At 64.4% G+C, this 25,882-nt stretch carries 21 protein-coding genes; 14 read left to right on the forward strand and 7 right to left on the reverse strand.

Features of this window, described 5'->3' with window-relative positions; all coding sequences use genetic code 11:
- Positions 1-225: 225 nt before the first annotated feature.
- Positions 226-1,188, forward strand: coding sequence for an IS110 family transposase (locus P6U29_RS11060; RefSeq protein ID WP_407112966.1), 963 nt, complete (start codon positions 226-228; stop codon positions 1,186-1,188).
- Positions 1,189-1,468: 280 nt separating this feature from the next.
- Here P6U29_RS11060 and P6U29_RS11065 read toward each other — a convergent pair whose 3' ends face one another.
- Both P6U29_RS11065 and P6U29_RS11070 read right to left on the reverse strand, forming a co-directional pair.
- Positions 1,469-2,983: a PQQ-binding-like beta-propeller repeat protein gene (locus P6U29_RS11065; RefSeq protein ID WP_407117616.1), complete on the reverse strand. Its 1,515-nt coding sequence runs from the start codon at positions 2,981-2,983 to the stop codon at positions 1,469-1,471.
- Between the two features lie 108 nt (positions 2,984-3,091).
- Positions 3,092-3,418, reverse strand: coding sequence for an antibiotic biosynthesis monooxygenase family protein (locus P6U29_RS11070; protein WP_407117617.1), 327 nt, complete (start codon positions 3,416-3,418; stop codon positions 3,092-3,094).
- 553 nt (positions 3,419-3,971) lie between these two features.
- Between P6U29_RS11070 and P6U29_RS11075 the strand changes: the two genes are divergently transcribed.
- Positions 3,972-6,914, forward strand: coding sequence for a transketolase (locus P6U29_RS11075; protein ID WP_407117618.1), 2,943 nt, complete (start codon positions 3,972-3,974; stop codon positions 6,912-6,914).
- Between the two features lie 267 nt (positions 6,915-7,181).
- Here P6U29_RS11075 and P6U29_RS11080 read toward each other — a convergent pair whose 3' ends face one another.
- Positions 7,182-7,622: a CBS domain-containing protein gene (locus tag P6U29_RS11080; RefSeq protein ID WP_407117619.1), complete on the reverse strand. Its 441-nt coding sequence runs from the start codon at positions 7,620-7,622 to the stop codon at positions 7,182-7,184.
- 386 nt (positions 7,623-8,008) lie between these two features.
- Between P6U29_RS11080 and P6U29_RS11085 the strand changes: the two genes are divergently transcribed.
- The 3 genes from P6U29_RS11085 (at position 8,009) to P6U29_RS11095 (ending at position 8,774) form a co-directional block, all read left to right on the forward strand.
- Positions 8,009-8,170 carry a DUF2934 domain-containing protein gene (locus P6U29_RS11085; RefSeq protein WP_407117620.1) on the forward strand — a complete coding sequence of 54 codons (162 nt, stop codon included), beginning with the start codon at positions 8,009-8,011 and terminating at the stop codon, positions 8,168-8,170.
- Entirely contained in the window at positions 8,167-8,352 is a 186-nt protein-coding gene (locus tag P6U29_RS11090; RefSeq protein ID WP_407117621.1) for a hypothetical protein, read from the forward strand. Before P6U29_RS11085 ends, P6U29_RS11090 begins: the two co-directional genes overlap by 4 nt.
- Positions 8,353-8,495: 143 nt before the next feature.
- Positions 8,496-8,774, forward strand: a complete 279-nt coding sequence (locus P6U29_RS11095; protein ID WP_407117622.1) for a DUF2934 domain-containing protein — start codon at positions 8,496-8,498, stop codon at positions 8,772-8,774.
- 284 nt (positions 8,775-9,058) lie between these two features.
- Here the strand turns inward: P6U29_RS11095 and P6U29_RS11100 are convergent, their stop codons facing one another.
- Positions 9,059-10,846, reverse strand: coding sequence for a peptide ABC transporter substrate-binding protein (locus P6U29_RS11100; RefSeq protein WP_407117623.1), 1,788 nt, complete (start codon positions 10,844-10,846; stop codon positions 9,059-9,061).
- A 299-nt stretch (positions 10,847-11,145) separates the two neighbouring features.
- Between P6U29_RS11100 and P6U29_RS11105 the strand changes: the two genes are divergently transcribed.
- From P6U29_RS11105 to P6U29_RS11140, 8 genes are all read left to right on the forward strand, one after another.
- Positions 11,146-11,940: a MetQ/NlpA family ABC transporter substrate-binding protein gene (locus P6U29_RS11105; protein WP_407117624.1), complete on the forward strand. Its 795-nt coding sequence runs from the start codon at positions 11,146-11,148 to the stop codon at positions 11,938-11,940.
- Between the two features lie 126 nt (positions 11,941-12,066).
- Positions 12,067-13,104, forward strand: a complete 1,038-nt coding sequence (locus P6U29_RS11110; protein WP_407117625.1) for a putative FMN-dependent luciferase-like monooxygenase — start codon at positions 12,067-12,069, stop codon at positions 13,102-13,104.
- Between the two features lie 33 nt (positions 13,105-13,137).
- Complete coding sequence (locus P6U29_RS11115) at positions 13,138-13,737, forward strand: CMD domain protein (protein WP_407119291.1); 600 nt, start codon at positions 13,138-13,140, stop codon at positions 13,735-13,737.
- An 11-nt stretch (positions 13,738-13,748) separates the two neighbouring features.
- Positions 13,749-14,324, forward strand: a complete 576-nt coding sequence (locus tag P6U29_RS11120) for an alkylhydroperoxidase domain protein (RefSeq protein ID WP_407117626.1) — start codon at positions 13,749-13,751, stop codon at positions 14,322-14,324.
- Positions 14,325-14,383: 59 nt separating this feature from the next.
- The gene (locus P6U29_RS11125; protein WP_407117627.1) at positions 14,384-15,541 is read left to right on the forward strand and encodes an ABC transporter substrate-binding protein; all 1,158 of its coding nucleotides are present in this window, start codon (positions 14,384-14,386) and stop codon (positions 15,539-15,541) included.
- A gap of 56 nt (positions 15,542-15,597) precedes the next feature.
- Positions 15,598-17,421, forward strand: a complete 1,824-nt coding sequence (locus P6U29_RS11130; protein WP_407117628.1) for an ABC transporter permease — start codon at positions 15,598-15,600, stop codon at positions 17,419-17,421.
- Positions 17,421-18,269 carry an ABC transporter ATP-binding protein gene (locus P6U29_RS11135; RefSeq protein ID WP_407117629.1) on the forward strand — a complete coding sequence of 283 codons (849 nt, stop codon included), beginning with the start codon at positions 17,421-17,423 and terminating at the stop codon, positions 18,267-18,269. The genes P6U29_RS11130 and P6U29_RS11135 overlap by 1 nt, the downstream gene beginning before the upstream one ends.
- On the forward strand, positions 18,266-19,006 hold the full coding sequence (locus tag P6U29_RS11140) for an ABC transporter ATP-binding protein (protein ID WP_407117630.1): 741 nt from the start codon (positions 18,266-18,268) through the stop codon (positions 19,004-19,006). Before P6U29_RS11135 ends, P6U29_RS11140 begins: the two co-directional genes overlap by 4 nt.
- A gap of 4 nt (positions 19,007-19,010) precedes the next feature.
- Here the strand turns inward: P6U29_RS11140 and P6U29_RS11145 are convergent, their stop codons facing one another.
- The 3 genes from P6U29_RS11145 to P6U29_RS11155 form a co-directional block, all read right to left on the reverse strand.
- Positions 19,011-20,525, reverse strand: a complete 1,515-nt coding sequence (locus P6U29_RS11145; protein ID WP_407117631.1) for a helicase HerA domain-containing protein — start codon at positions 20,523-20,525, stop codon at positions 19,011-19,013.
- Between the two features lie 105 nt (positions 20,526-20,630).
- Positions 20,631-21,449 (reverse strand): YkgJ family cysteine cluster protein, encoded by an 819-nt coding sequence (locus P6U29_RS11150; RefSeq protein WP_407117632.1) that lies wholly within the window; start codon positions 21,447-21,449, stop codon positions 20,631-20,633.
- 450 nt (positions 21,450-21,899) lie between these two features.
- Complete coding sequence (locus P6U29_RS11155; RefSeq protein ID WP_407117634.1) at positions 21,900-22,964, reverse strand: ketopantoate reductase family protein; 1,065 nt, start codon at positions 22,962-22,964, stop codon at positions 21,900-21,902.
- Positions 22,965-23,782: 818 nt separating this feature from the next.
- Here P6U29_RS11155 and ltrA point away from each other — a divergent pair.
- A complete protein-coding gene (gene ltrA, locus P6U29_RS11160; protein ID WP_407115831.1) occupies positions 23,783-25,159 on the forward strand; it encodes a group II intron reverse transcriptase/maturase in 1,377 nt (458 codons plus the stop codon).
- Positions 25,160-25,882 lie beyond the last annotated feature (723 nt).

The raw sequence follows: 25,882 nt of genomic DNA on the forward strand, positions 1-25,882 counted from the left end.
CGCGGGTGCGAGGTCAGCACCCGACCTTCCCTGCGCCCTTGTGTCCCCGAAATCTGCCAGAATGTGGCAACGGGCGGTTGGATCAGAACCGCCCGTTGCCGGAACTGAGCCCGTTGCGCCCAAAGGCGACAGAGCCTGTTAAAGAGCAAGGGACAGCTCCGGTGTCTTCCTCAACCCGAACAGTTGCAAGGGCTGCGAGCCCGTACCAGGCAAGGAAGGGAGTGGATGATGACACAAGACGATCTGGTTGTCGTCGGCATCGATGTCGCCAAAGACAAGATTGATGCGTGCATTCGGACCGTAACGGAGCGGAAGACTTGCCCGACAACCGCGGCGGGGCGACGGAGCTTGATTGCATGGCTTCGCAAGCATCGGGTCGGCAAGGCAGTGATGGAGGCAAGCGGCGGCTACGAGCGGGTATGGGCCAAGGCGTTGCGCCAAGCCGGGCTGGAAGTACGGATCGTCGATCCCAAACGGGTTCGCCACTTTGCGGAATCGGCGGGACGCCTTGCTAAAAATGACAAGATCGACGCAGAGATGATCTCCTGGTTCGCCGAGACATTCAGCGAGGCTCCCAGCCAAGTCGACGATCCCGCTCACGAGGAGATGAAGGCACTGGTGAAGGGACGCCAAGGCCTGATCGACGTCAGGGCTCGCCTGGAAATGCAGAACGAGCATGAGGCGCCGGCCCTTGTTCGGAAGGCTCGCGCGCGTCTTCTTCAGAAGCTGGCTGACGAAATCGCCGCGATCGATACCGCGATCGCGGCGACGATCAAGACAACGCCGGACTTTGCCAAACGCGCCGAGATCATCCAGAGCGTACCAGGCTTTGCTGAGGGGACCGCAATGGCGCTGCTTGGAGGCCTACCGGAGTTGGGGCAGGTGAGCGACGAAGTTGTCGTCGCGTTGGTGGGCGTTGCTCCTTATGACGACGATAGCGGCAAACGTCGAGGTGAACGCTGCATCAAGGGTGGTCGCCGCTGGGTGCGGAACGCCCTCTACATGCCCTGCATCGGCGCCGCGACGCTGAACAACCCGGTGTTCAAGGCCTTCTATGAGCGCCTGATTGCCAAGGGCAAGCCGCCAAAGGTCGCGATCGTCGCCTGCATGCGCAAGCTGATCGTCATCCTCAACACCATGATCGCTCGCGGCGAGACGTGGGATCCGAAGAAATACAGGTTGGCCTGACGAGCGCGCCTTCTCGTGCTCGGACCTCGGCCGAGCGCATGCCAAGCCCAAAGACCGGCGTGCAGACGGGGTCAAGGCCGTCAGCCGCCGAAGGCGGGGGTGCGCCAGCACCAGCCTTGAGCCCGTCTGATCGCCGGTCTACTCCGACCCAGTTGCTCTTGGCTTTCAGAGGGTGGAGCGACGAAGCAAAGCTCGGGCGGATTGCGCCGCGAGAATGCGAAGGCTTGCCGGCCGCGTTGCCGTGGCGGCGTTCTCGTCAGCGGCGTGGGCGTGACTTCGATCAACGGCCGGCCGGCGCGTGCGGATTGCCTTCAAAGAGAAAGGCGTAAATGCGCCCGTCGGCGCCCACATAGAGGCGGTCCTGCGTCGCGATCAGCGTCTGGAAGCGTCGGAGGCCGCTCAAGGGCTCGCTGACAAAGATCGGTTCGCCGGTATCGCCGCGGAAGGCGTGGAGCCGGTTGTCGCCTTCGGCGCCAAGCATCCACACGATCGGATTGGAATGGCCGTCCGTGGTGGTCACAATGGGGGAGCCACGGCCGCGGAGCGCGCCGCACCAGGCCGTGGCAATCGCCGGCGGGGAGCCTGGTGCGATCTTCAAGACCGTCAGATCGTGACCTCGGCCGGATTGCGGGTAACGCGCTCCGGAGGCCTGGAAGGCAACAAAGATATCATCGCCGACGCGGTAAGCCGCCGGCGAGGTGACGATCGACGACTGGGATACTGTCGCGGCAGCCAGCTGGCCGCCCACGCCGCCGAGACCAGTTCGATCGAGAAGATAAGCCTTGCCATCCTTCCCCAGCGCCAGGATCAGCGCGCGGCGACCGTCCGCGCCGGGAACGTCGAGAGGAATCGGATTGCTGCCTCCGAGATCCACATCGCCGGCATCGAGTGTCTTCCAATCCGATGGCGCAAAATAGTCCTTCTTGTCGTCACTGCGGCGCAGGTCGGGTCCAAGGCGAAACACGGCTTCGCCGTCGCTCCAGGTCTGCGCGCCGAGTGTATTTCCGGTCGCAAAGTAGATGTCACGCCCGGAGACGCTGAGGCCGCCTGGCGCCCAGATGCCGCCGCCTCGCGCACGCGTTTCGAAGCTGACGTGCTTGCCGGGCTCGCGAAGGGAGAGTCCGACCACCCAGCCGCGGAAGTTTCCGCAATCACCAAAATGGCCGCTAAAGGCGACATAGACAGTGCCGTCGAGCAGCGTGAGTGCCGCGCGCTGGTTCTGAACTTTCGGATCGAAATGTCGTCCTGCCTTGTGCAGAAGGTCGGTCACATCGATCGGCCAGCCCGGGAGAACGCTGCCATCCTTTATCGAAAGCGCGAACACCTCATGGCGCGGGCCGCTTCCCCGCTCCACGGCAGCATCGAAATAGATGGCCTGGGTTGTCGGGTCGATCACGGGCGTCCCGGTGATGCCGAGAGGGTCGATATTCCCGCACGGCAGCGACGAACGGCGCACCGGACGGCCAACCACGCGCTTCCACAATTCCTTGCCGGTCGTCGCGTCGAAGGCCTGGACGACGTCGTCCTCGGTGGCCACGAGGAGCATCCCGGTGCTCGCGCCAGGAGGATGCCAGTACAGCGGCTGAGCGTACATCGAGCCCGCGACACGGGCATTGAACGCGCGATCCAGCTGAACCGATCTGGCTTTCTCCCAGGAGAGCGCAGGAACGACGTACTGGCCGCTTCGGCCGTTGTCGCCGTGATAGGTCAGAACCGAGCCCTCTTGAGCGCGGGCAGATAGTGGCGACAGCGCAAGTACAAATAGTCCCGCCATCAAGGCAGGACGTGCCGTCATCGAAACAGCGCGTCGGATATTCATGAGCGCCTAACAGCCCCGTGCTGCTCCGGTTCCATTACGTGCGGAGTGAGGGCGTTTCACTCTTGGGCTCATCGAGCGCCGGCTTCACTCGCTCTTCGCGAGAACGTCGGCGACCTCGTACAGATGAGGATCGATATCGTCGGTGAGGCTTCCGAACTGACTCCAGGCCTTGCGAAATTCAGGTGACTGGTGCGCCGCCCGTAGAAGATCACGGCTTTCCCATTGAATGTAATTCACGATACGACGCCCATCGAGGCTGCGATGCAGGCTGACGGAAATGAACCCCGGCTGACGCTGCATGAAGCGAGCTCGCTCCCTCATGAGCGATAGGGCTTCGGCCTGCTTCTCCGGTTCGGCTTCGATGATCGTAATTTGCGTGACCGGGTGCTGGCCGAGCTGGATCTGTGGCATGGCAATCTCCTTTCACGACACTATTGATCGATCTCGTGCGAAGCTCTGCTGTGGAACGTTGCAAACTTGATCCGGTCCAATGTCCAATGGGGGCGTCGGACCGGAAACGCGGCCTAAGCCTCGGTCGTTCCTACAGCTCCCGCAGCCTCCTCCGGCCCTTTTTTGCGAGGAATTGTACGGTCGCATCGTGTTCCAGCCGGAACTCGGGAACGCGCGCGTTTGCATTCCGTTGAGCCGGGTGCAGGGCAGAAGCACGATTGGCGACATGGTTCCTGTGCGACGCAGGCGCGGCGACCCGAAGGCGGAGGCATCGGAAGACCCGCATCTGCTCGACTATGAAGACCCGAGTTCATCCTGATCGGTGCGCGCGTCGATCCCGAGCGCCTATGGGATCGATATCGCGACCGAACACGGACGGCCCGCAATGCCGACATCTTCCGCCAGCTCAAGATGCCGCCGCGCGAGCATCCCATCGGTCCGCTGATCAAGGGCGAATCGCAATAAAGGCGGTGCGTGGTCGGCTCTTCAGGTACTCGAACGAGGGAGATCGCATATGAACCGGACAGTCGAACTCTTGGCGCAAGGTCAGAGCTGCTGGATGGATGATCTCACCCGGCAAATGATCGATAGCGGCGATCTGGCGCGACGGGTTACCGAGGAAGGCCTGCGTGGCATCACCTCGAACCCCGCCATCTTCGAGAAGGCGGTCGCCGAAGGCGCGGATTACGATCAGGACATCGCTCGCGCGGCGATGGCGGGCCGGTCCCCGGCGGGTATCTACGAAGAGCTGATTGCCACGGACGTCCGGAACGCCTGCGATATCCTGCGTCCGGTTTACGAGGAGACCGCCGGGGTCGACGGCTTCGTAAGTCTCGAAGTCTCGCCCCATCTCGCTCACGACACAGAGGCGTCGATCGAGGAGGCGCGGAGGCTATGGACACTGGTGGACCGGCCCAACCTGTTCATCAAGATTCCCGGTACTTCGGCAGGGGTTCCTGCCATCGAGCAGCTGCTGTTCGAAGGCATCAACATCAACATCACTCTGCTGTTCTCGATCGCCCGCTATGAGGCGGTGGCTGAGGCCTACCTGCGAGCGCTCGAACGGCGGCTCGAAGCCGGCCGGCCGATCGAACGCATCGCCTCGGTCGCAAGCTTCTTCCTCAGTCGCATCGATGTGCTCGTCGATCGGCTTTTGGGACAGCGCATCGTGCCGGATCGCCCACCTCCCGATCCTGATCCGCGCGGTCTCCTGGGCAAGGTCGCGATCGCCAACGCCAAGCTCGCCTATCAGACATTCAACCATATCGTGGCGAGCAATCGCTGGATGGCGCTCGCCGAGAAAGGCGCGCGGGTCCAGCGAATGCTATGGGCGAGCACCAGCACCAAGAATCCGGACTATCCGGACCTCATGTATGTCGAGCCATTGATCGGCCCGATGACCATCAATACGATGACGCGCAAGACCATCGCCGCGTTCCGCGACCACGGCACCGTAGAAGCCACAATTACGCACGGCGTGCAGAGCGCGCGGCGCATCATGGAAGACCTGGCGCGGCTCGGCGTGTCGTTAGATCTGGTCACGGCCCAGCTCGAGAACGACGCGGTCCAGAAGTTCATCGATCCGTTCGATTCGCTGCTCAAGCAGTTCGCTGCCAAGGGTGAGCGCGCCGTGGCCTTCCGTGACGTGGACGATCTGCGGGCAGAGGCCCGGCGTCTGCGGCAACTGGTGATCCGCATGACGACGGAAGCGGGCTCGGGTCATCCCACCTCTTGCATGTCCTGCGCCGACATCGTGGCGGCGCTGTTCTTCCGCGAGATGCGCTGGGATCCGCACGATCCTGCCGCGCGCAACGTCGACACATTCGTTCTGTCGAAGGGCCATGCGGCGCCGATCCTGTGGGCGGCGTTGCACGAAGCCGGCGCTATCAGCGAGGATCCGCTGGCGCTGCGGCGGATCGACAGCACGCTGGAAGGCCATCCGACCCCGCTCAATCCGTGGGTCAGGGTCGCGACCGGATCGCTCGGACAAGGGCTTGCGGCCGCCAACGGGCTCGCAGCGGCGAACCGCCTGGATCGCATCGACGCTCGCGTGTTCTGTCTGCTTGGCGATGGCGAATGCTCGGAAGGGTCGGTGTGGGAGGCCGCGCAGTTTGCTTCGCTCAATGGTCTTGCGAACGTGATGGCGATCGTCGACGTCAACGGTCTCGGCCAGAGCGAGGCGGCGCCCTATCACCACGACACCCGGGTATTCGCGCGCCGGTTCGCGAGCTTCGGCTGGCGTACGATCGAGATCGATGGTCACGATATGACAGCGATCCTCGCGGCTCTGCGGGCTGCGCATGATGGCGGCCCGACGGCGATCCTCGCGCGTACGATCAAGGGCAAGGGGGTCTCGTTCCTGGAAGGCGCGGATGGATGGCACGGCAAACCGCTCGATCGCGAACAGATGTCGCGGGCGCTCGAAGAACTAGGTGATGCGCCGCCTCCGCCGGCGCTCGAGGCGCGTCGGGTCGGCCAAGTGGCAAGCCCGCAGCGCGTCGCCGCACCACGCTCCGCGCTCGCCTATCGGTTGGGCGACAAGGTGGCGACCCGCGAGGCGTTTGGACGCGCGCTGGAGAGGCTGGGCGGTGAGGAACCTGCGGTGGTGGCGCTTGATGGCGACGTGAAGAACTCCACCGGAACGGAGGCGTTCGCAGCCCGATACCCGGAACGCTTCTTCGAGAGTTTCATCGCCGAGCAGAACATGGTCGGCGTCGCTCTCGGCCTCGCAGCGGCAGGCAAGATCCCATGTGCAGCAACGTTCGCGTGCTTCCTCACGCGCGCTTATGACTTCATCCGCATGGCGCAGTATTCACGGCCCGCCCATCTCGTGCTGTGCGGCAGCCATGCCGGCGTGTCGATCGGCGAGGACGGCCCATCGCAGATGGGCCTTGAGGACCTCGCCATGTTCCGTGCTCTGATCGAGAGTACGGTCTTGTATCCGGCAGACGCGGTAAGTGCCGAGCGGCTGACTGCAACGGCGGCGCGCACCGACGGGATCGTCTATATCCGGACGACGCGGCCGAAGACGCCGGTGATCTACTCCAATGCGGAGGAGTTTCCAATCGGCGGAGCCAAGGTGTTGCGCTCGTCGCTGCAAGACCGCCTCACTGTGGTCGCGGCCGGGATTACCGTACATGAAGCGTTGGCCGCTTCCGACATGCTCGACGCACGTGGGATTTCGATCCGCGTGATTGACGCCTACTCGGTGAAGCCCATCGATGTCGTCACACTGTCCGCAGCCGCTCGCGAGACCGAGGGGCTGATTGTCGTCGAGGACCACGCGATCGATGGCGGACTGGGCGATGCCGTGTCGGCCGCGGTCGGCTCGACCGCGCCGGTGCATCGGCTGGGGATTGCACGACTGCCGCGCTCCGGCACGAAAGACGAATTACTCGACAGGTACGGCATCTCGCGTCGGTCGATTGAAGATAAGGTCCTGCAATTGGCAGCCTGACCATGCGTACGGAGCGCGTCCTTGTCGCGATTGGAGCGAGCGAAGATTCTTGATCGTAGCTTTGAACAGCCCAGAAGGCCTTTGCACCTTCCCAGTCCTGATATTCACCTCCCGCGACGTAAATCTTGCCGTTTGCTACAGCGCCGGCCATTCCGCTGCGTCGGATCGGTGCGCGTCCTTTGCCAATCCACTGGTCGCGCGCCGGATCCTATTCCTCGACGACATTTGTGTCCTCGGCGTCCGTGATCTGCGCGGAATCGATTCTGCTCAGGCGGCAGGCGAGCTCTGGTTGTGCTGTTGGCTCGGCCGCGCGATTCCATGCAGCGCTTTGGCAGTCCCTGCCGACTGGCGCACCAAATCGCTAAGCGACACGATCCCGACCAGGCGCTTGTTCCGGTCCACCACGGGCAATCGCCGTACCTGGATCTCACTCATGTTCGTGCAGACGTGAGCTATGTCCTCGTCTTCGAAGCAGTACTTCACCTCTTGGCTCATCGCGTCACGGACCTTGCTGTTCGGCCCTTTGCCGTCCGCGATGCAGCGCACCGCAATATCGCGGTCTGTGATCATGCCCACGAGGCGGTCACCGTCACCCACGGGCAATACGCCACAATCGCATTCCTTCATCAGCTTTGCCGCGTCCTGGATCGTGTCGTTTGGGTTTACGAGTTTCGCGTCGCGCGTCATTACATCGCTGATCTTTTTCATGGTTGCCTCCTATGCCGCGCATTGCTGGCAAGTCTCGCTAATGCGGGCCTCTTGCGACTGCAATCTCAACAGATGCGGTGGTCGCGCGTTCCAAAGATGAGATTGGCGGCTCCTGAAGAGGAACTCTTCTCCTCGGCTCGGAAACAACGCTATGAGCGGGTTGAAGAGCTCTTCTGTCTTCCCAAAGGGCTTCCGATTCCAATGGCCGAACCCGATGGATTGTCTGCGCTGTACTGGGTCTAACGCCGGGCGCGCAGGAACTCTTGCCTATGGTCGAAGATTGACTCCGTGGGCCAGCGTCGCCGCCGATGGCTGGCCTGCACGGCCCCCCTCCAAGCCCCCCATACCCCCAAGGTGGGGCCGTGCTCCCCATGCAGGAGGTGCCATTGTCCGAGCCGACCGAGCAAGACATCAGAGAACGCGCGCACCGATTGTGGGAGCAGGCCGGCAAGCCCGAAGGGCGCGAGGAGGAGTTTTGGCACGCGGCCGAGCAAGAGCTGCGCAACGAGAACAAGTCGAACACGATGCGGACGCCGGATACGCTGTGACCGACAAGACGTGCCCATTCTGCCAGGGTCTCGGATGGGTCTGCGAAAACCATCCGCTCAGGGTCTGGAGTGAGAAGCTGGGCGGCTGCCGCTGCGGCGAGGGCATGCCCTGCACCTGCAACACGGCCGAAGACCCCGAAATCAGAGTGGTGATCGTCGAAGCGGACACGACGTTGCACTAGCGGCGCCGGCTGCTTCGGTTCAAGCGAGGTTGCGAAGGGTGGTAACTTCCGACGCGCTGCACCTTCAGGGAACGGACCATCCAGGAAGGGAATTGAGTGTCTGCACGGCTCTGACAACAATCCTTCCCACGGCAGTTTCGGCGGTGGACGAGCAGAAGAAGCTAGAGCATCAGATCGAACTCGCAACGCGAGCGGCCTCGCTCGTCAATGACGAAACCACCGGACAACGCTTCAGGAGCTTCGCCGAGGAGCTGAAACGAAAGCTGCTTCGCATGATGCGCCGTGGCAAGGTGCGCACGCGCGCCTATGAGCTCTGGGAGCAGGCCGGCCGACCCAGCAATCGGGAGCTGGACTTCTGGCTCGAAGCCGAACGTCAGATCGAGGATGACCGCGAGGAGCGAAAGGGCTCGGGCGCTTCATAGGCCGGGTGGTATCGGCGTCCGCTGCACGCCGCCTCGCAGGGGGGGCGCGCAAGCAAGGAAAAAAGCCGCCGGGTTCTTCACCCTGGCGGCTTCGAAAAGTCCGTAGCTGTTGATCGTCTTCCCAGCCTCGTGCGTACCGCCGTTACCTTGTTTGCGGCCATGCCCGGTCCTTGTAGGAGATGGTGCGTGATTCTGCTGTGATCTGGAGCACACAGTGGAAGAGATTCGGTGCCTCGTTCTGAAGCTCGCGCTGCGCTGCAACGAAAAGCGCGCTCACGAGCCCCTCAGCTCCGATGCCACGCCGCCAGATTCCACGTGATGGTGTCCCAGCCCGAGATGTCGATCATCAGGTTGTTGGCGCCTGCGTTGACGATGTGGCGCGAGAGCAGCGGCAGGAACACGTGGGCCTCGCAGAAGATCTCGTCGACCTTCATCAGCAGCGCGGCGCGCTTGACCGGATCGAGCTCGTTCTGCGCCGCCTTGTAGGCCTTGTCGGCTTCGGGATCGGAATAGCGCGAATTGTTGCGGCCGAGCCATTTGTTGTCCTTGGTGGCGATCTCCCATGAGACGCACTGGTTGAGCAAGCGCTCCGGATCGGGCTGCGGCTGCGTCGTATTGTACATCTCCATGTCGGCATAGAATTTCGAATAGGTGTCGGGATTGCCGACATCGGAGGAGAAGAACACCGATGCGGTGACCGCCTTGATCTCGATCTCGATGCCGGCCTTCTGGCAGGCCTGCTTGATGATGGCCTGCGTCTTCTGGCGCGGGGCGTTGGTCGAGGTCTGGAATACGTATTTGAGCCTCTTGCCGTCCTTCTCGCGGATGCCGTCCGCGCCCCTTGTCCAGCCGGCCTCGTCCAGGATCTTGTTGGCCTTGTCGATGTCGAACGCGTATTTCAGCTTGGGCGACTTGAACTGCTTGGGCGCGTTGACGAAGCTCGCGGTGGCGACGGCGCCGCGTCCGTAGATGAACTTCTGGATCGAATCACGGTCGATCAAGAGATTGATCGCGCGGCGAACGGCGGGGTCGGACAGCGTCGGGTGCTTGGTCTTGACGCTCGAACGCTCGCCGTCGACCTCGGTCCACGGGTCCGTCGTGTTGAGGATGACGAACTCGACATTGCCGGAAGGCGTGATTTCCAGCTTTCCTTTGCCGCCCGCCTCCATGCGCTTGAGGACCTCTTCCTCCACCTGCATGTTCCAGGCAAAATCGTATTCGCCGGTCTGCAGCACCGCGCGCGCCGCGGACACGGCGTCGCCGCCGCCCTTGACCTCAAGCGTGTCGAAATGCGGCTGGTTCTTGATGTGATAGTCGGGATTGCGCTCGGCGCGGATCATGTCGCCCGGCTTGAACTCGACGAATTTGTACGGACCGGTGCCGACCGGCTTCAGATTGCCCGGCGCTTCGCGCGACTTGGCACCGACATAGTCGCCGAAATGATGCTTTGGCAGGATCTGGCCGACCGAGCCGACGAACGGGTCGGCCCAGAACGGCGTCGGCGCCTTGAAGATCACCTTGACGGCATGGTCATCGATCTTCTCGACTTTGATGTCCTTGTAGGAGCCCGTGGTGTAGGCCGCGGTCGCGAGGTCGGCAGCATACTGCCAGGTGAAGACGACGTCGTCGGCGGTGAAGGGCTTGCCGTCGTGCCACTTGACGCCCCGCTTGAGCTTCCAGATCACGCTCATGCCGTCGGCGGCGAGACCGCCGTTCGCCTTGGTCGGAGCCTCGGCGGCAAGGCAGGGGATGAGATTGCCCCCCTTGTCCCAGCCGGCGAGCGGCTCGAAGAAGATGCGCGAGGCGATCTGGTCCTTGGTGCCGAGCGCGAAATGCGGATTGAGCAGGGTGGGTGCCTGCCAGAGCAGGATCTTGAGCGTGCCGCCGCCGCCCGCCCTCGTCGGCTTATACGGCAGCGTGGCATCCGCCATCGCCACATCGTGCCAGACCAGGATCTGGCTCGCGATCGGCGCCGCGATTCCGAGCGCGGCCATTGTCCTGATGAACGAGCGTCGCGACAGCGTGCCTTGCTTCACCTCCGCGACCAGATTGCGGATCTCGTTCTCGTCCATCGGATGACCTCCACCTCGCGAAGAAACGTCGTCGCCGGCTCAGTGCGCTCTAACTCAGCACGTCGGGCGTGGTGGAGTCAAAGACGGGCGGACGCTCCGCGACCTGTGCGCGGGGGGCTGCGCCGCTTTGCCGCGTTGCCGTCACGCTCGTGGTGCACGTTGCCACGGCTCTGCATTCGTTTCCCGATTGAGGTCGATTGGAGAAGGGTTGCCCGCGGTGGCCGGCCAATATGGATTTCCATTTCATTGATTTCGCAGCGCAGAAAGGGAATACGGTTCCAATCGTTGCCGCAGATTCCATGGAGACCAAGATGTCGTTTCGCCTCCCCCTGATTCTCTCCGCCGTGCTGGCCGCATGGTCGGCCGCAGCCGCGGCCGAGACCATCAAGATCGGCGTGACGCCGGGGCCGCATGCGCAGATCCTCGAGGCCGTGAAGCCGATCGCCGCCAAGCAGGGGCTCGACATCCAGCTGCTCGAGTTCTCCGATTACGTGGTGCCGAACGCCGCGCTCGATGCCGGCGAGATCCAGGCCAATTCATTCCAGAACCAGCCTTACCTGGACAACCAGAAGGCCGATCGCGGCTACAAGATCGAGTCCGTCGGCCTGACCGTCAATTTCCCGATCGGCGTCTATTCGAAGAAGCACAAGGCCTTCGCCGATATTCCCGAGGGCGGCAAGGTCTCGATCCCGAACGACCCGACCAATGGCGGCCGCGTGCTGCTGCTGCTGCGCGACAAGGGCGTGATCAAGCTGAAGGACGGTGTCGGCTTCAAGCCGACGGTGCTCGACATCACCGAAAATCCCAAGAAGCTGAAGTTCATCGAGGTTGACGCGGCGCAGGCGCCGCGCGCGCTCGACGACGTCGACGCTGCCGCGATCAACACCAATTATGCAACCCAGGCCGGCCTCGATCCCGTCAAGGACCCGATCCTGCGCGAGGACCCGAAGGGGCCCTACGTCAACCTGATCGCCGTGCGCACCGTCGACAAGGACAAGCCCTGGGTCAAGATCCTCGTCGACAGCTACCACACGGCCGAGGTCAAGGAGTTCGTCCTGACCAAGTTCAAGGGCGCGGTGCTGCCGAGCTGGTAGGCAGTCTGCTCGCGTAAAGTCCATGTAAGGGCGATCCGGCGGGCAGCGTTGCGCAATGCCCGCTTGTCTGGAGCTGCGGCAACCGACATCATCGGTCCGTGGCAATCCTCGCCCGACAGGGGTCGTATGAAACGCTTTGTAAACCTGAAACGCCTGGGCTTCTTCACGCGGCTGCTCGACGAGGCCCCGGCCGCCGAGCGATATCGCTTCGCGGCCGAGCAGATCGTCCGCGCCGAGAAGGTCGGCCTCGATTCCGCGTGGATCGCGCAGCATCATTTCCACGAGCGCGAAGGCGGCCTGCCGTCGCCCTTCACCTTCCTCGGTTACGTCGCAGCCCAAACCTCGCGCATTCGCCTCGGCACCGGCATCGTGACGCTGCCGCTGGAGAATGCGGTGCGGGTGGCGGAGGATGCCGCGGTGCTCGATCTCCTCTGCAACGGCCGCTTCGAGCTCGGCGTCGGCACCGGCGGCAATCCGTCCGCCTTTGCCGCCTTCGGCCTCGACAGCGCCCTGCGCAACGAGATCTTTGCGCGCAATCTGGACATCGTCCGCAAGGCGCTGACCGGCAAGCCGCTCAACGGCGGCGACACGCTCTATCCGCAGCGACCGCAATTGGACAAGCGCATTTGGCAGGCGACCTTCTCGGTGGCCGGCGGCGCTCGGGCCGGCAAGGCCGGTGATGGTCTCTTGCTCTCGCGTACCCAACCGCGATCCAAGGACGCGCCGAGCGCGACGCTCGCCGAGATCCAGAACCCGATCATCGACGCCTATCTCGCAGCGCTGCCGCCGGGCTGCGAGCCGCGCATCATGGCCTCGCGCAGCGTCTTCGTCGCCGACGACCATCGCGAGGCGATGCGCCTTGCCGATATCGGACTGCGCCGCGCCCTGCCGCAATTCATGAAAGGTGGTCACCTTCCGCCGGGCGAGACGCTGGAGGAGATGATCACGGCGTTCGACACCCATGTCGGCGCGGCCGACGAGGTGATCGCCTCGCTCCGCACTGATGCCACGCTGGAGCGGGTGACCGATCTCGTCTTCCAGGTGCATTCGGTCGATGCGCCGCATCCCTACGTTCTGCGCTCGATCGAGCTGGTCGCCGAGAAGGTGGCGCCGGCGCTGGGCTGGATCAGGACGGCCGCACCCGATGTGGCGCTGGCGGGCTAGCCGCGACTTTACGGAATTGCATGAGGCTGAATGATGAGTACGAATGACATCATCGACACGCTCGCCGGGATCGAGCCGGGATCGGCGCTGGACGCGATCCGCGCACGGCGGCTGCAGGCGCGCGAGAATGCGCAGAAGAGCTATCTCTCGCTGTTCGAGCCGATCGACGCCGGCGATTTTTCGCTCGCCGAACGCGCTGCGGTCGCGGCCTTCGTGACGGGACTTCATGGCGAGTCCCCCGTCGCCGCCTTCTATCGCGAGAAGCTTGCAGCGAATGCGGATGGAGCGGCTCTGGTCGAGCCGATCCAGACTGAAATCGAGCGCGGCAAGACCTCGGGCCCCTTTGGCGCTTTTCCGCCCGGACCGCTGTCGGTCGAGAACAAGGCCGGCCTGATCTATCGCGTCAGTGCGGAGCGCAAGCATGAGCTCGGCACTCGGCTGGTTGCGGCGCTTGAGCATGCGCATCTCCTGGTGCTCCACCCGCGCGATGCCGCATCCGCCGATATGAAGGCGCTGCTGGCCGCCGGCTGGTCGACCACCGGCATCGTCACGTTCTCCCAGCTCGTTGCGTTCCTGTCGTTTCAAGTCCGCGTCGTCAGCGGCTTGCGTACGCTCGCAGCGGCAAGCGCGTAAGAGGTTGCATCATGAGCGCTGTCAATCCGCCCGTCGTCTTCACCCAGGACGAACTCGGCTGGGCCTCGTGGATCGACCCGCTGCCCGAGGCCGAGCTGACCGAGCGGCACTTCGCCGGCCTCGTCGATCGAGCCCGCGCCAAGTCGGAATATTTCCGCCTTCTGGTGCGCGATCCCGAAGTCCTTGAAGCCCGCACCAAGACCGACAAGGACATCTTCTACAACACCGCCGACGGCCTGCCGCGCGCCGAGCGCGAGCTCGCAGCGGCTGCGACCTCGCGTTACAACGGCTGCATCTATTGCGCCTCCGTGCATGCGCGTTTTGCCAGCACCTATTCCAAGCGCCGCGATGACGTGCAGCGCCTGCTCGACGAAGGCGTCGGAGCCGATCTCGGCGAGCGCTGGAATGCGGTGGTCAAGGCCTCGGTGGCACTGGCCGAGACGCCGATCGCATTCGGCCCCGACAACATCGCGGAGCTCCGCCGCGCCGGCCTCGACGATGCCGAGATCGTCGACGTCATCAACGGCGCCTCGTTCTTCAACTGGGCGAACCGGCTGATGCTGTCGCTCGGCGAGCCCTCGAAATAGGCCATCTCACCGGCACAAGAATTGCTGCTTGTTTCAACAATGAATGGATGGAGCCGTGCATGAGCAACATCGATCGCCGTACCCTGGTCAAAGGCTCGCTTGCCGCCATGATGGCCAGCGCAACCTTCTCGCGCGCCGCCTTCGCGCAATCCGCCGAGCCGATCCTGCTCGGCGTCAGCGGTCCCCTCACGGGACCGAACGCGCAATATGGCGCCCAATGGAAGCAGGGCTTTGATCTCGCGCTCGACGAGATCCACGCCGCCGGGGGCATCAACGGCCGTAAGCTCGCCTACCAGTTCGAGGACAGCCAGAGCGATCCGCGCCAGTCGGTGGCGATCGCCCAGAAATTTGTCTCCGATCCCCGCATCGTCATGGAGCTCGGGGATTTCTCCAGTCCCGCCTCGATGGCGGCATCCCCAATCTATCAGCGCGGCAGCCTCGTGCAATTCGGCTTCACCAATTCGCATCCTGACTTCACCAAGGGCGGCGACTTCATGTGGAGCACGTCCGTCAGCCAGGCGGACGAGCAGCCGCTGCTGGCGTCCTATGCCGTGAAGCGGCTCGGCCTGAAGAAACTCGCGGTGCTGCACCTCAACACCGATTGGGGCCGCACCAGCCGCGACTATTTCGTCAAGGCCGCGAAGGAGTACGGCGCGGAGATCGCGGTCACCGAAGGCTATATCGCCGAGGAGCGCGATTTTCGCTCGACTCTTGTGCGCGTCCGCGACGCCAATCCGGACGGGCTGATCCTGATCTCCTATTATTCGGACGGCGCGCTGATCGCGCGCCAGGCCCGTCAGGTCGGACTGAAGCAGACGATCTGCGCCGCAAGCTCGGTCTACTCACCTAAATTCCTGGAGCTCGGCGGCGAGGCGGTCGAGGACGTCCATCTCGGCACGCGTTATTTCCCCGAGGATCCCAGGCCCGAGGTGAAGAAATTCATCGCCGGCTTCAAGGCCAAGTACAACGGGCAGGAGCCCGACGCCTTCAACGCCTATTCCTATGATGCGATGAACATGGCCGCTGCCGTCCTCAAGATCGGCGGCACCGACCGGCGCGCCATCCGAGACGCCTTCGCCAAGGTGAAGGATGTCTCCAGCGTCATCTTCGGTTCGGCGACGTTCGACGTCGAGAGCCGCCGCGTCAAGGGCGCGATGAACGCCGAGCTCGTCGTGCGCAAGGGTCAGTTCGCGCTCTGGGACGGCAAGCCGACCTGAGATGATGGCCGGAGCAACCGCTCCGGCCGCCTTCCTTCCTACGCGGGGATCAACGTTTGTCTTCCTGGCTCGACTACACGATCAACGGGCTGATCGTCGGCAATGTCTACGCCCTCGTCGCGGTCGGGCTCGCGCTGATCTTCGGCGTCAGCCGGCTGATCAACTTCGCACAAGGCTCGATCTATCTCGTCGGCGCCTACATCGGCTGGGTCGCGGTGGTGCAGTTGCATACGCCGCTGCCGCTCACCATCATCGTGGTCGCGGCGGCTGCGGCGGTGGTCGGCTTGATCATCGAGCGGTTCGGCCTGCGTCCGCTGCAGAACTCGGTGCGCATCGCGCCGCTGCTGGCGACGATCGGCATCAGTTTCGTGCTCGACCAGCTGGTGATGCTGACCTTCTCGCCCAACCCGCGCGCGCTGCCGAGCCAGTTGCCCGATGTTCGCTTCCAGCTCGGCGGCGGCACGATCGGACCGCTCGATCTGCTCATCGCCGGTGTCGGCATCAGCAGCGCGCTACTGCTGTTCGTGTTCCTGCGCTATAGCAAGCTCGGCTGGGCGGTGCGCGCCGCCTCGCAGGACCGCGACGCCGCGATGCAGATGGGCGTCGATGTCAATCGCGTTAATCAGGCGGTGTTCGGCATTGCCGCTGCGCTCGGCGGCGTCTCCGGCATGCTGGTCGGCATGTACTACAACCAGATCGACACCGCGATGAGCCTGCAGGCGACACTCAAGGGCGTCGTTGCCGAAGTGGTCGGCGGCGCCGGCAACGTGCCGGGCGCGGTGATCGGCAGCCTGTTGTTAGGATTGGTGGAAAGCTACGGCGTCGCCGTGTTCGGCACCAGCTATCGCAATTTGTTCGCGTTCCTGCTGCTGGTTGTCGTGCTGGTGCTGCGCCCGAACGGCTTGTTCGCCAGCGCGCGGCAGGCGCCGCCGGAGCCGCTCACCGGCACCTTTATTGCGCCGAGCCGCCCGGTGCGCATTCCGCGCTGGGCCTTGGCCATCGCCGCCGCGATCTTCGCGGTCCTGCCGTTCTTCCCGGTGTCCTTCTACGTGCTTCAGACCCTGATCAACGCTTGGCTGCTCGGCATGCTCGCGCTCAGCCTGACGCTGGTCGCGGGCACGATGGGGCAGGTCTCGCTCGGACATGCCGCGCTGCTCGCCATTGGCGCCTATACGTCGGCGCTGCTGTCGCTCACCCTCGGCGTTCCGGCTGGCCTCGCGATCATCGGCGGCGGGTTGATGAGCGCTGCGCTGGGCACGCTGTTGATCTCGCCGTCCTTCCGCCTGCGCGGCCACTATGTGTCGATCGCCACCCTCGCCATCGGCGAGATCGTGTCGCTGGTGATCCTGAACTGGGAAGGCGTGACGCGCGGTCCGATCGGCATCTCCGGGATCCCGCCGCTGTCGCTATTCGGCTATGACCTGATCAGTCCGTCCTCGGTGTACTGGTTCAGCCTTGCGGTGATGGTCGTGCTGGCCCTGCTGCAGGGGCGGCTGCTCGGCTCGCATCTCGGCCGCAGCTTCCGTGCCATCCGCGATGACGACATCGCCGCACGCGCTTATGGTCTCAGCCTCAACCGCTACAAGTCGCTCGCCTTCATCTTCGGCGGTTTCGCCGCCGGCGTCAGCGGCGGCATCGCCGCGCATCTCTATTCCTACATCAACCACGAGACCTTCAATACGCAGCAATCCATCCTGGCGCTGACTGTCGTCATCCTCGGCGGCCTCGGCAATGTCGTCGGCGCGATTGTCGGATCGGTGGCGCTGGTCGGCCTGCCCGAGGTCTTCCGGATCGCGGCGGAGTATCGCATCCTGATCTACGGCATCGTGCTGCTGCTGCTGGTGCGGTTCAGGCCGCAGGGCCTGCTGGGGACGATCTGATGGCAGAGCAGCACATGCCCATGTTGTCCCTGCGCGGGCTGACGCGCCGTTTCGGCGGCCTCACCGCGGTCGATGCCATCGATCTCGATCTCGCCAAGGGCGAGCTCATCAGCATCATCGGCCCGAATGGCGCTGGCAAGACGACGCTGTTCAATCTCGTGACCGGTCTCGATCGGCCCGATGGAGGCGCCGTACGCTTCGAAGGCCGGGACATCACCGGCCTGTCGCCGGAACGGCTCGCGGCCGAAGGCATCGCGCGCACCTTCCAGCTCGGTCGCGTGTTCGGCAATCTCAGCGTGATGGACAACGTCCTGATCGGCGCGCATACGCGGCTGCGTGCCGTGAAGCCGGCCGTGCCGGTGATCGGTCCGCTGCTCGAACTGGGCCTGGCACTGCTGCGCCCGGCCAGCGTCAAGGCCGAGGAGGAGCGGCTGCGCGAGGAAGTGAATGCCATCCTCGCCCGCTTCGGCGAGCGGCTGCTGCCGCGGATCGACCAGCCGGCCTATAGCCTGTCCTACGCCAACCGCCGCCGCGTCGAAATCGCGCGTGCGCTGGCGCTGAAGCCGCGCCTGTTGCTGCTGGATGAGCCGACCGCCGGCATGAACCCGACCGAAACCGCGGAAATGCAGGCGCTCGTCGCCGAGCTCAAGGCCGAAGGGCTGACCATCCTCCTGATCGAGCACAAGCTGGAGATGGTGATGCGCCTGTCCGACCGCGTCATCGTCATGGACGAGGGCAAGAAGATCGCGGAAGGGCCGGGCGAGGTGGTGCGGAGCGATCCCAAGGTGATCGAGGCCTATCTCGGCCACGGCCTGTCGGGTATGACGGAGCAGGAGAGCGCGGCATGACGACGAGCGCACCCGAACCGCTGCTGGCGCTGTCCGGCGTCAACACCTTCTACGGCCAGGCCCAGGTGCATTTCGACCTATCGATCACGGTCGCGCGCGGCCACATCGTCTGCCTGCTCGGCGGCAATGCCAGCGGCAAGTCGACGACGATGAAGATCATCCTGGGCTTGGTGAAGCCGCGTTCGGGCGAGGTGACGTTTGACGGCGCCTCGCTGATCGGGCTCTCCACGCCACAGATCGTCCGCCGCGGCATCGCCTCGGTGCCGGAGGCGCGGCGGCTGTTCGCGGACATGAGCGTTCGCGAGAACATCTTGATGGGCGCCTTCGTGCGCAACGACCGCGACGCGGTGGCGCAGGATCTCGACAGGATGCTGACGCTGTTTCCGAAGCTCGGCCAGCGGCTGTCGCAGCGCGCCGGGTCCTTGTCCGGTGGCGAGCAGCAGATGGTCGCCATGGCGCGCGCGCTGATGAGCCGCCCCAGAATGATCGTGATGGACGAGCCGACCATGGGTCTGTCGCCGCTCTATGTCGATCGCGTGCTGGAGCTGATCCGCACCATCAACCAGGAGGGCGTGTCGGTGTTCATGGTCGAGCAGAACGCCAGCCTTGCGCTCGAGATTGCGCACGAAGCCTATGTGCTGCAGACCGGCAAGATCGTGCTATCCGGCCCGGCGCGCGCGCTGAAGGACGATCCACGGGTGCGCGACGCCTATCTCGGCGGCTCCGAGGCTGCCTAGCGTTTCAAGCCGAAACCGCGCTCTGCGCCGGCTCGGCCGGCAGCTCGTCGGCATTGGGATCGCCCGGCGCAGTCGCCCAGGCAAGCTCCACCAGCGTCACGAATCTGCGGCCGCCGCCGTCGAACTGGACCACGATCAGGCCCTGCTCCTCCATATAGCCGAGCAGGCGCTGCGCCCGGCGCAAGGAATGCGAGCCATAGGCGCGGGCGATCGCGGCATCGCCTGGGCAGGGCCAGCCTTCTTTCGCCGCGCGCGCGATCATCATGAACACGCCCTGCATGTCGTCGGGCAGGATCGAGGCGCGCAGCGTCACCTCCTGCCAGGCGTCGTCGTCGGCGAGATCAGTGCCGAGCCCGGCGCGCGCATGCGTCAGCATGCGGCGGAATTCGTTGAGATCGGGCACCGCCGCGCCGAGGCCCTCGATGCGGCAGCGGACCACGAATTCCTGATAGAGCACGCCGATGGCGCGGAAGCCGGCGTCGGGCTCGGCGAGCACGGCCCGCAGCGTACGATCGACGCGCTCACGCCGCTCGGCGAGCTCTTCGGCGCTGATGGGCACCTCGACCACCTCGGGCCGGATCTCCGGCATCGCGGCCGCCTTCGCCGCGCGAAGCTGCTCCAGCAGATCCGGCGCGGGCCGGCGCTGCGGCCGGGTGGCATCGGGCGGCGGCGCGGCCAGGATAACCGCGCGCGCATCCTCCAGCGTCGCTTCCGGCAGCGGCATCAGCCGCGGCGTCGAATTGCGTGGGCTGGTCTCGGTCGGGCCGATATTCAGACGCAGCGGCCGGCGCGACAGGGCCGGTCCCAGCGCCATGAACTGGCCGCGCTCGAGATCGCGAAAGGCCTCCGCCTGCCGTCGCTCCATGCCGAGCAGATCGGCCGCGCGCGCCATGTCGATGTCGAGGAAGGTGCGGCCCATCAGGAAGTTGGAGGCTTCCGCCGCTACGTTCTTCGCAAGCTTCGCCAGCCGCTGGGTCGCGATGATGCCGGCGAGGCCACGCTTGCGGCCGCGGCACATCAAGTTGGTCATCGCACCGAGCGATAGCTTGCGCGCCTCGTCGGACACCTCGCCCGCGACCGCCGGCGCGAACAGCTGCGCCTCGTCGACGACCACGAGCATCGGATACCAATGGTCGCGGTCGACGTCGAACATCCCGCCGAGAAAGGCCGCGGCGCGGCGCATCTGATTCTCGGCATCCAGCCCTTCGAGATTGAGCACGGTGGAGACGCGGTGCAGCCGCGCGCGTTCGCCGGCGACCTGAAGTCCGCGCTCGGTGTGATCCTCGGCCTCGATCACGAGATGGCCGAAGCGCTCGGCCAGCGTGACGAAATCGCCTTCGGGGTCGATGATGGCCTGCTGCACCCAGGGCGCACTCTGCTCCAACAGCCGCCGCAGCAGATGCGACTTGCCGGAGCCCGAATTGCCCTGCACCAGGAGGCGGGTCGCCAGCAGTTCCTCGAGGTCCATGGCCGCCGCGGCGCCTGCCGTGGTCTGCCCCATCTCGATCGCAACCGTCATGTCCCCGACTCAAGTCCCCGTCATTCGCGGACAGGGGCTTATCAATCCCGCCGCGGCGCGTCGAGCGGCCCGGGACGAATCGTGCCGTGTTGCCCACGGACGCGTTCAGGCGAGATTCGATTGCCGTAGAAGTGCGGGCCGATAGGGCGCATGCGGATCGTCGTCCTCGTTCTCGGGGACCGCGCAGGAGCCGAATTCCTGCCTGATCCGCTCAATCTCCGCGTTTCGCTCGTGCAAGCGCTGCAGATGCTCCGGCGATGTCGCCCGCCAGAACCGGAAGGTATCCGCCGTGAGCGGCAGGAACGCGGTGCCGAACGGCGTCGGCTCGGGAACGATGGTGCGTCCAAGCAGCAGGAAGCGCTCAGTGCCGGAGACGACGAGGGTGGCATAGCCCCGGTTTCCGATCCGCCTGATGCCGTTCAGCGACCATTCGGCGAGCTTGCTGAAATACGGCTCCTCGCGCCAGCGGTCCGGGCCATCGTCATCGACGGTGACATTGACGGCGTCCTGGCTGAAATGCACCACGAGGCCGGCTTTCTCGGGAAACCAGTCGTCATCGAGATGGCCCTGCAGCCAGGCGCAGGCGAACGATCGGCACATCTGCGGGCGACGGTCGTAAATGGTGCATCCGGTCCCTTTCTGCCAATGCCGGCAGAGCTGGTTCACCGGCTTGTCGACCGCGGCCACTTCGAGGATATCGCAGCAGGCATTGCATGAGCCGCACTGCCGGGCGGGACGCACCGCCTTCGGCAGACCGGTCGCGCGAAAGCCCTGGCCGTCACGGACCAGCAGCTTCTGCTTCTCCAGCGCGCTCAATGCGCGTTCGATCTTGAGACGGGATAGTCCGGTGGCGTCGATCACGCCCTTCATCGTCGTCGCGCCTGCCTCCACCGCGCGGACGACGCTCAGCATCGCCTGATCCATTGTTGTTGTTCTTTCAGCCGTGCATTGCGATCGCGCCGGACAACAGACCGGCAAATAGGTGATTAAACACCTGACTTAAAAAGATATGTTGCTCATCTCTCTGCCGGCAAGAAGCTGGACCCGTCCGGCGCGCATGCAACGTTTGCGCGAATGAAGGGCCTGCACATGAGGAGGAGCGCATTCAGGTCGAATCGGCCTGCTTTGCCCGCGAAGCGCCGGGATATGACGGCCGGCATGCCGTCGTCTCACGCAGTCGTGATATCAGCGGTCCGCGCGTGAGCGCGACCCGATCGCGTGACCCGAGAACTATCGTTGAGTTCGCGCCACACCGGGAACAATGGCGCGCGCCGGCTCGGACATCGCGACCTGGTCACGCGCACTGGCGCGGTCATGCTGTCGTGGCGACCGGCCTGGTCTGGCTTCAATGATTTCCGAGCGCTTGGCGCGAAGTCACTGCGCGCCGGATCCGCCCTGCACGATCTTCTCGTTCAGCTTCTGGTCCACGGTGTCGACGGTGCGGTCGATCTCGGCGTTGGGCACGCCGAGTTGATGCGAGATCAGCTTCACCAGAAGGTCGACGCGCTCGATGAAGGGCGCGCCGCTCGCGACCGCGCGCGCCGCCGAGGATGGCTTGAGCAGGCTCTCTGCGGCCTTGGCATATTTCGCGAACGGCACCTGGTCCTGCGGATCGGCGCCAAGGCGGCGGGCAATCGCGTCGACATGGTCGTAGATCGTCTGCGAGCGCTTGAGGTCGCCATGCACGGCGTCGCGGATCGACTGCGGCTCATTGGGCGTGATGCAACGGTAATTGCCGGTGAGGAGCATCGACCATTTCGCCAGCGGCACGAACAATGAGTCGAACACTTTCAGTTTCACCGGCACGTCGTGGCCGTCGAGCGTCACCGCGTCGATATCGGATTCGAGCTCGCGCAGCAGCTTGTTGTGCTTCTCGTCGGCAAAGACCGATGCCTTGAAGTTGGTGGGAAGGCCGACGTGAAGCACGTTGGCGGCTTCTTCCGGCGGACGGAAGGCCTGCGGGTCGGGCGAGCACAGCGTCACCAGCCCCGGCTCGAACCGCTCCCACACCTGCGCATTGGTGTAGGCCTCCTCGAGATCCATGTCCGCGAGCGCCGGAATCCGCTTCAGATAGGGCAGCGGCGGCATGTTCATGATCGACAGGCACGGCAGTTTTGCCGCGGCGATCTTGACCATGAGAACGCGCACGGTGTGGTTAGTGTATTGCGGCTCCTGCATCGCGAGGCCGACCAGATCGTAACGGGAGAGGTCGACATTGGCCGGCGTGACCGCATCGAGCTTGCCGGGCAGGTTGCTCGAGAAGATGGCCCGATGCACCGCCTCGTCGCGCAACTTGATGCGCACCTCGGTACCGTCGCGATTGATCAGCTCCGCGGTCTTGGCGCGGCAGACCAGGGTCACGTTATGACCCGCCATCAGCAGCTTCGTGCCCAGCAGCGAGCCGTAGGAAGCCCCAAGAATCAAAATGTTACGCGCCATGTTTCGTCCCTCAGAGCGGTCATGTGATTTTGGGCCTCGGCGGTGGTCCGAGGGCGGGTTGGCCGCATGTAAAGCGAAGTGCGCGAGGATGGCAACTGGGATAATGCATACAAGGCCGGGGATATTCCCACTTCGTTCGCATTTTGACGAGGAGCTCAATAGGATCGCGCCGCGGCAAGGCTCGCAAAAGTCAGGACGGCAAGGCACGGTCGTTTCGGTCACAACGCCGAGAATCTCGATCCGAATAATTCGGCAAAATCGGATCGCTCTTGCTCGCTGGAGAGGCAAGCAGCTGGAGCGGCGCGTCGCGCGGCGGTTTGCGACGATGACAATCCGCCGGATCTGCCGAACTGCGACACGGCCTTACACCCGGCGGGAAACCGCCGGGTGTTTTTTGTGTGTGCCGAGTATGAACGACAGCTTGGAGGTGGAAGTCCTCTATCCAGCCTGATGACGGCGAAGGATTAGCGAAGCGCAAGGGCGTCATCGCGAGATGGGGTCTGAAGACAGCGCGGGGCAAAGCCGCGACCCGATGGACAAGAACCGGATAATGAGGCCTACCCGGCCGGACGAGCAAGCACATGATTGCGAAGTCCATGGTCATCAAAGGTCGGGGTGGTAAATCCGGCGGGCGTGCGGTGAAGGCGGTCGGTCTTACCTCGGGAGGTCTGCGCTGTGTCCCGGTAACGGGACTGAGGCGGCCGTAAGGCGGCCTGACCGCAGCGCAGAAGTCAGCCGAGGGCATAGTAGGCGGCGGCGCGCCGCCGAAGGCCCGAACGGTGGAAGTGGTTAGTAGAGCAGTCCATCTCGCGCGAGCCATGCGACAGAAAAGTCAGGTCGAACTGAACTCGGGCACCGGCGCGGAGGGTGAAGCCCAAAGCGCCGCCGCCCGAGAGATCGAAGCAAGCGCGGCGAAGACCAGTCTTGAACGCCCGGCGGTCGCAGGGCCGACGATGGAAGCAGTGGTCGAGCGTGAGAATCTGAAGAATGCGTTGGCGCAAGTGACGCGCAACAAGGGGACGGCGGGCGTCGACGGGATGACTGTCGGCGAGTTGCCGGCCCACCTGAAGGAGCACTGGCTCGCGATCCGCGCCCAGTTGCTTGACGGGACCTACAAGCCACAACCGGTGCGGCGGGTGGAGATACCGAAGGCGTCGGGTGGCCTGCGGCCGCTCGGCATCCCGACGGTGCTCGACCGCTTCATCCAGCAAGCGGTGCTGCAGGTGCTGCAGGCGGATTGGGACGGGACGTTCTCCGAGGCGAGCTTCGGCTTCCGGCCGAGCCGCTCGGCACATCAGGCGGTGGAACGGGCGCAGGCGTATATCGCGTCCGGGCACGCCGTTGTCGTGGACATCGATCTGGAGAAGTTCTTCGACCGGGTCAACCACGACATCCTGATGGGGCTGGTCGCGAAGCGGGTCACTGACAAGCGCCTCCTGAAGCTCATCCGCGCGTTCCTGAATGCGGGTGTGATGGAAGGAGGGCTGGTCAGTTCGACGGACGAGGGCACGCCGCAGGGCGGCCCGCTCTCGCCGCTATTGTCGAATCTGATGCTGGATGTACTGGACAAGGAACTGGAGAAGCGCGGCCATCGCTTCGGACGCTACGCCGACGACTGCAACATCTATGTGCGCAGTCAGAAGGCGGGCGAGCGGGTGTTGGCGGGCATCGAGAAGTTCCTGGAAAAGCGCCTCAAGCTCAAGATCAACAAGGCCAAGAGCGCGGTTGCCAAACCGAGCGTTCGCAAGTTCCTTGGCTTCAGCTTCACCGGCGGGACAGAGCCGCGGCGGCGCATCGCGCCCCAGGCACTCACCCGCTTCAAAGCGAAAGTCCGGGAGCTGACGCGGCGCACGTGCGGCCGAAGCCTCGCGCAGATCGTCAAAGAGCTGTCGGTCTATCTCAAGGGATGGCGCGGCTACTTTGGCTTCTGCCAAACGCCGTCGGTGTTGCAGGCACTTGATGAGTGGACTAGGCGGCGGTTGCGCGCCATCGCCTGGAAGCAATGGAAGCGTGGGAGCACCCGCTTCGCCGAGTTGCGACGTCGCGGCGTCGGCCGGAATCTGGCGGCACAAACCGTCGGCAACCCACATGGCCCCTGGCGGCTCGCGAACAGCCCCGCGCTCACCATCGCCATGCCAATCGCGTTCTTCAGGGCACTCGGCTTGGCTTCCGTCGCGGCACAGCAACCAGCATAATCTACCGAACCGCCGGATACGGACCCGTATGTCCGGTGGTGTGGGAGGGGAGAAGCCGCGAGGCTTCCCCCTATCCCGATGCGCATTCTGCGTGATATCCGACGCCCCTCGTACAGACGGAGCGGAAGCGTAATCCGGGGCGCTGTAGAATGGGGTGAGATCCCGGACAGCGCTCCATCGGGCTACTGCGCCCGACGGGCAAAACACCTGGATGTTTGCACATGGGGCGTTGTCAATCCGTCCCCGCCAAAATATTCGACTTTACAAAAATTCGGATTTGTCGTATGTGGTGCCCATCCCGGCTCAGTCTTGAGGGGCGATCTTGTGTCGTCACGTGTCGCGAGTCGGGTTGCGGTGGACGCGGCAGCGTCGGCACGAAGGGGGCGGGCAGGGCGGGTAGTCCCTGTGAGCTCGCAGCCGCGTGCGGACGAGCGGCGCTGAAAGGTTCGTCTCGCCAGCATTTTTCCCGTGACGTCGACAGCGCGGGAAAACCCTGCGGCGAACATGCGAGCCGCGCGTACGGCAAAACCGTGTGGTCCTGGCCGTCGTTGCTACGGTCAAGCCCTTCGAAGATGCGCGCGAGCCCAACCGGGCGGACGGCATCGTCAATTCGCGGGGTGAGGGAGGCCAGAAGGAACTCGGCTCCCGGGAGCAACTGTGTTGAAGTAGACCGGTGATCGAGCGGGCTCAAGGCTGGCGCTGTGCGCCCCGCCTTCGGCGGCT

Origin of the sequence: Bradyrhizobium sp. LMG 9283 (assembly GCF_045571415.1) — a bacterium.
GTDB lineage: Bacteria > Pseudomonadota > Alphaproteobacteria > Rhizobiales > Xanthobacteraceae > Bradyrhizobium.

Excerpts from the sequence above, each read along its gene's own strand:
- P6U29_RS11060 (WP_407112966.1), top strand. The coding sequence starts at position 226 with ATGATGACACAAGACGATCTGGTTGTCGTCGGCATCGATGTCGCCAAA.
- P6U29_RS11065 (WP_407117616.1), bottom strand. The coding sequence starts at position 2,983 with ATGACGGCACGTCCTGCCTTGATGGCGGGACTATTTGTACTTGCGCTG.
- P6U29_RS11070 (WP_407117617.1), bottom strand. The coding sequence starts at position 3,418 with ATGCCACAGATCCAGCTCGGCCAGCACCCGGTCACGCAAATTACGATC.
- P6U29_RS11075 (WP_407117618.1), top strand. The coding sequence starts at position 3,972 with ATGAACCGGACAGTCGAACTCTTGGCGCAAGGTCAGAGCTGCTGGATG.
- P6U29_RS11080 (WP_407117619.1), bottom strand. The coding sequence starts at position 7,622 with ATGAAAAAGATCAGCGATGTAATGACGCGCGACGCGAAACTCGTAAAC.
- P6U29_RS11100 (WP_407117623.1), bottom strand. The coding sequence starts at position 10,846 with ATGGACGAGAACGAGATCCGCAATCTGGTCGCGGAGGTGAAGCAAGGC.
- P6U29_RS11105 (WP_407117624.1), top strand. The coding sequence starts at position 11,146 with ATGGAGACCAAGATGTCGTTTCGCCTCCCCCTGATTCTCTCCGCCGTG.
- P6U29_RS11110 (WP_407117625.1), top strand. The coding sequence starts at position 12,067 with ATGAAACGCTTTGTAAACCTGAAACGCCTGGGCTTCTTCACGCGGCTG.
- P6U29_RS11115 (WP_407119291.1), top strand. The coding sequence starts at position 13,138 with ATGAGTACGAATGACATCATCGACACGCTCGCCGGGATCGAGCCGGGA.
- P6U29_RS11120 (WP_407117626.1), top strand. The coding sequence starts at position 13,749 with ATGAGCGCTGTCAATCCGCCCGTCGTCTTCACCCAGGACGAACTCGGC.
- P6U29_RS11125 (WP_407117627.1), top strand. The coding sequence starts at position 14,384 with ATGAGCAACATCGATCGCCGTACCCTGGTCAAAGGCTCGCTTGCCGCC.
- P6U29_RS11135 (WP_407117629.1), top strand. The coding sequence starts at position 17,421 with ATGGCAGAGCAGCACATGCCCATGTTGTCCCTGCGCGGGCTGACGCGC.
- P6U29_RS11140 (WP_407117630.1), top strand. The coding sequence starts at position 18,266 with ATGACGACGAGCGCACCCGAACCGCTGCTGGCGCTGTCCGGCGTCAAC.
- P6U29_RS11145 (WP_407117631.1), bottom strand. The coding sequence starts at position 20,525 with ATGACGGTTGCGATCGAGATGGGGCAGACCACGGCAGGCGCCGCGGCG.
- P6U29_RS11150 (WP_407117632.1), bottom strand. The coding sequence starts at position 21,449 with ATGGATCAGGCGATGCTGAGCGTCGTCCGCGCGGTGGAGGCAGGCGCG.
- P6U29_RS11155 (WP_407117634.1), bottom strand. The coding sequence starts at position 22,964 with ATGGCGCGTAACATTTTGATTCTTGGGGCTTCCTACGGCTCGCTGCTG.
- ltrA (WP_407115831.1), top strand. The coding sequence starts at position 23,783 with ATGCGACAGAAAAGTCAGGTCGAACTGAACTCGGGCACCGGCGCGGAG.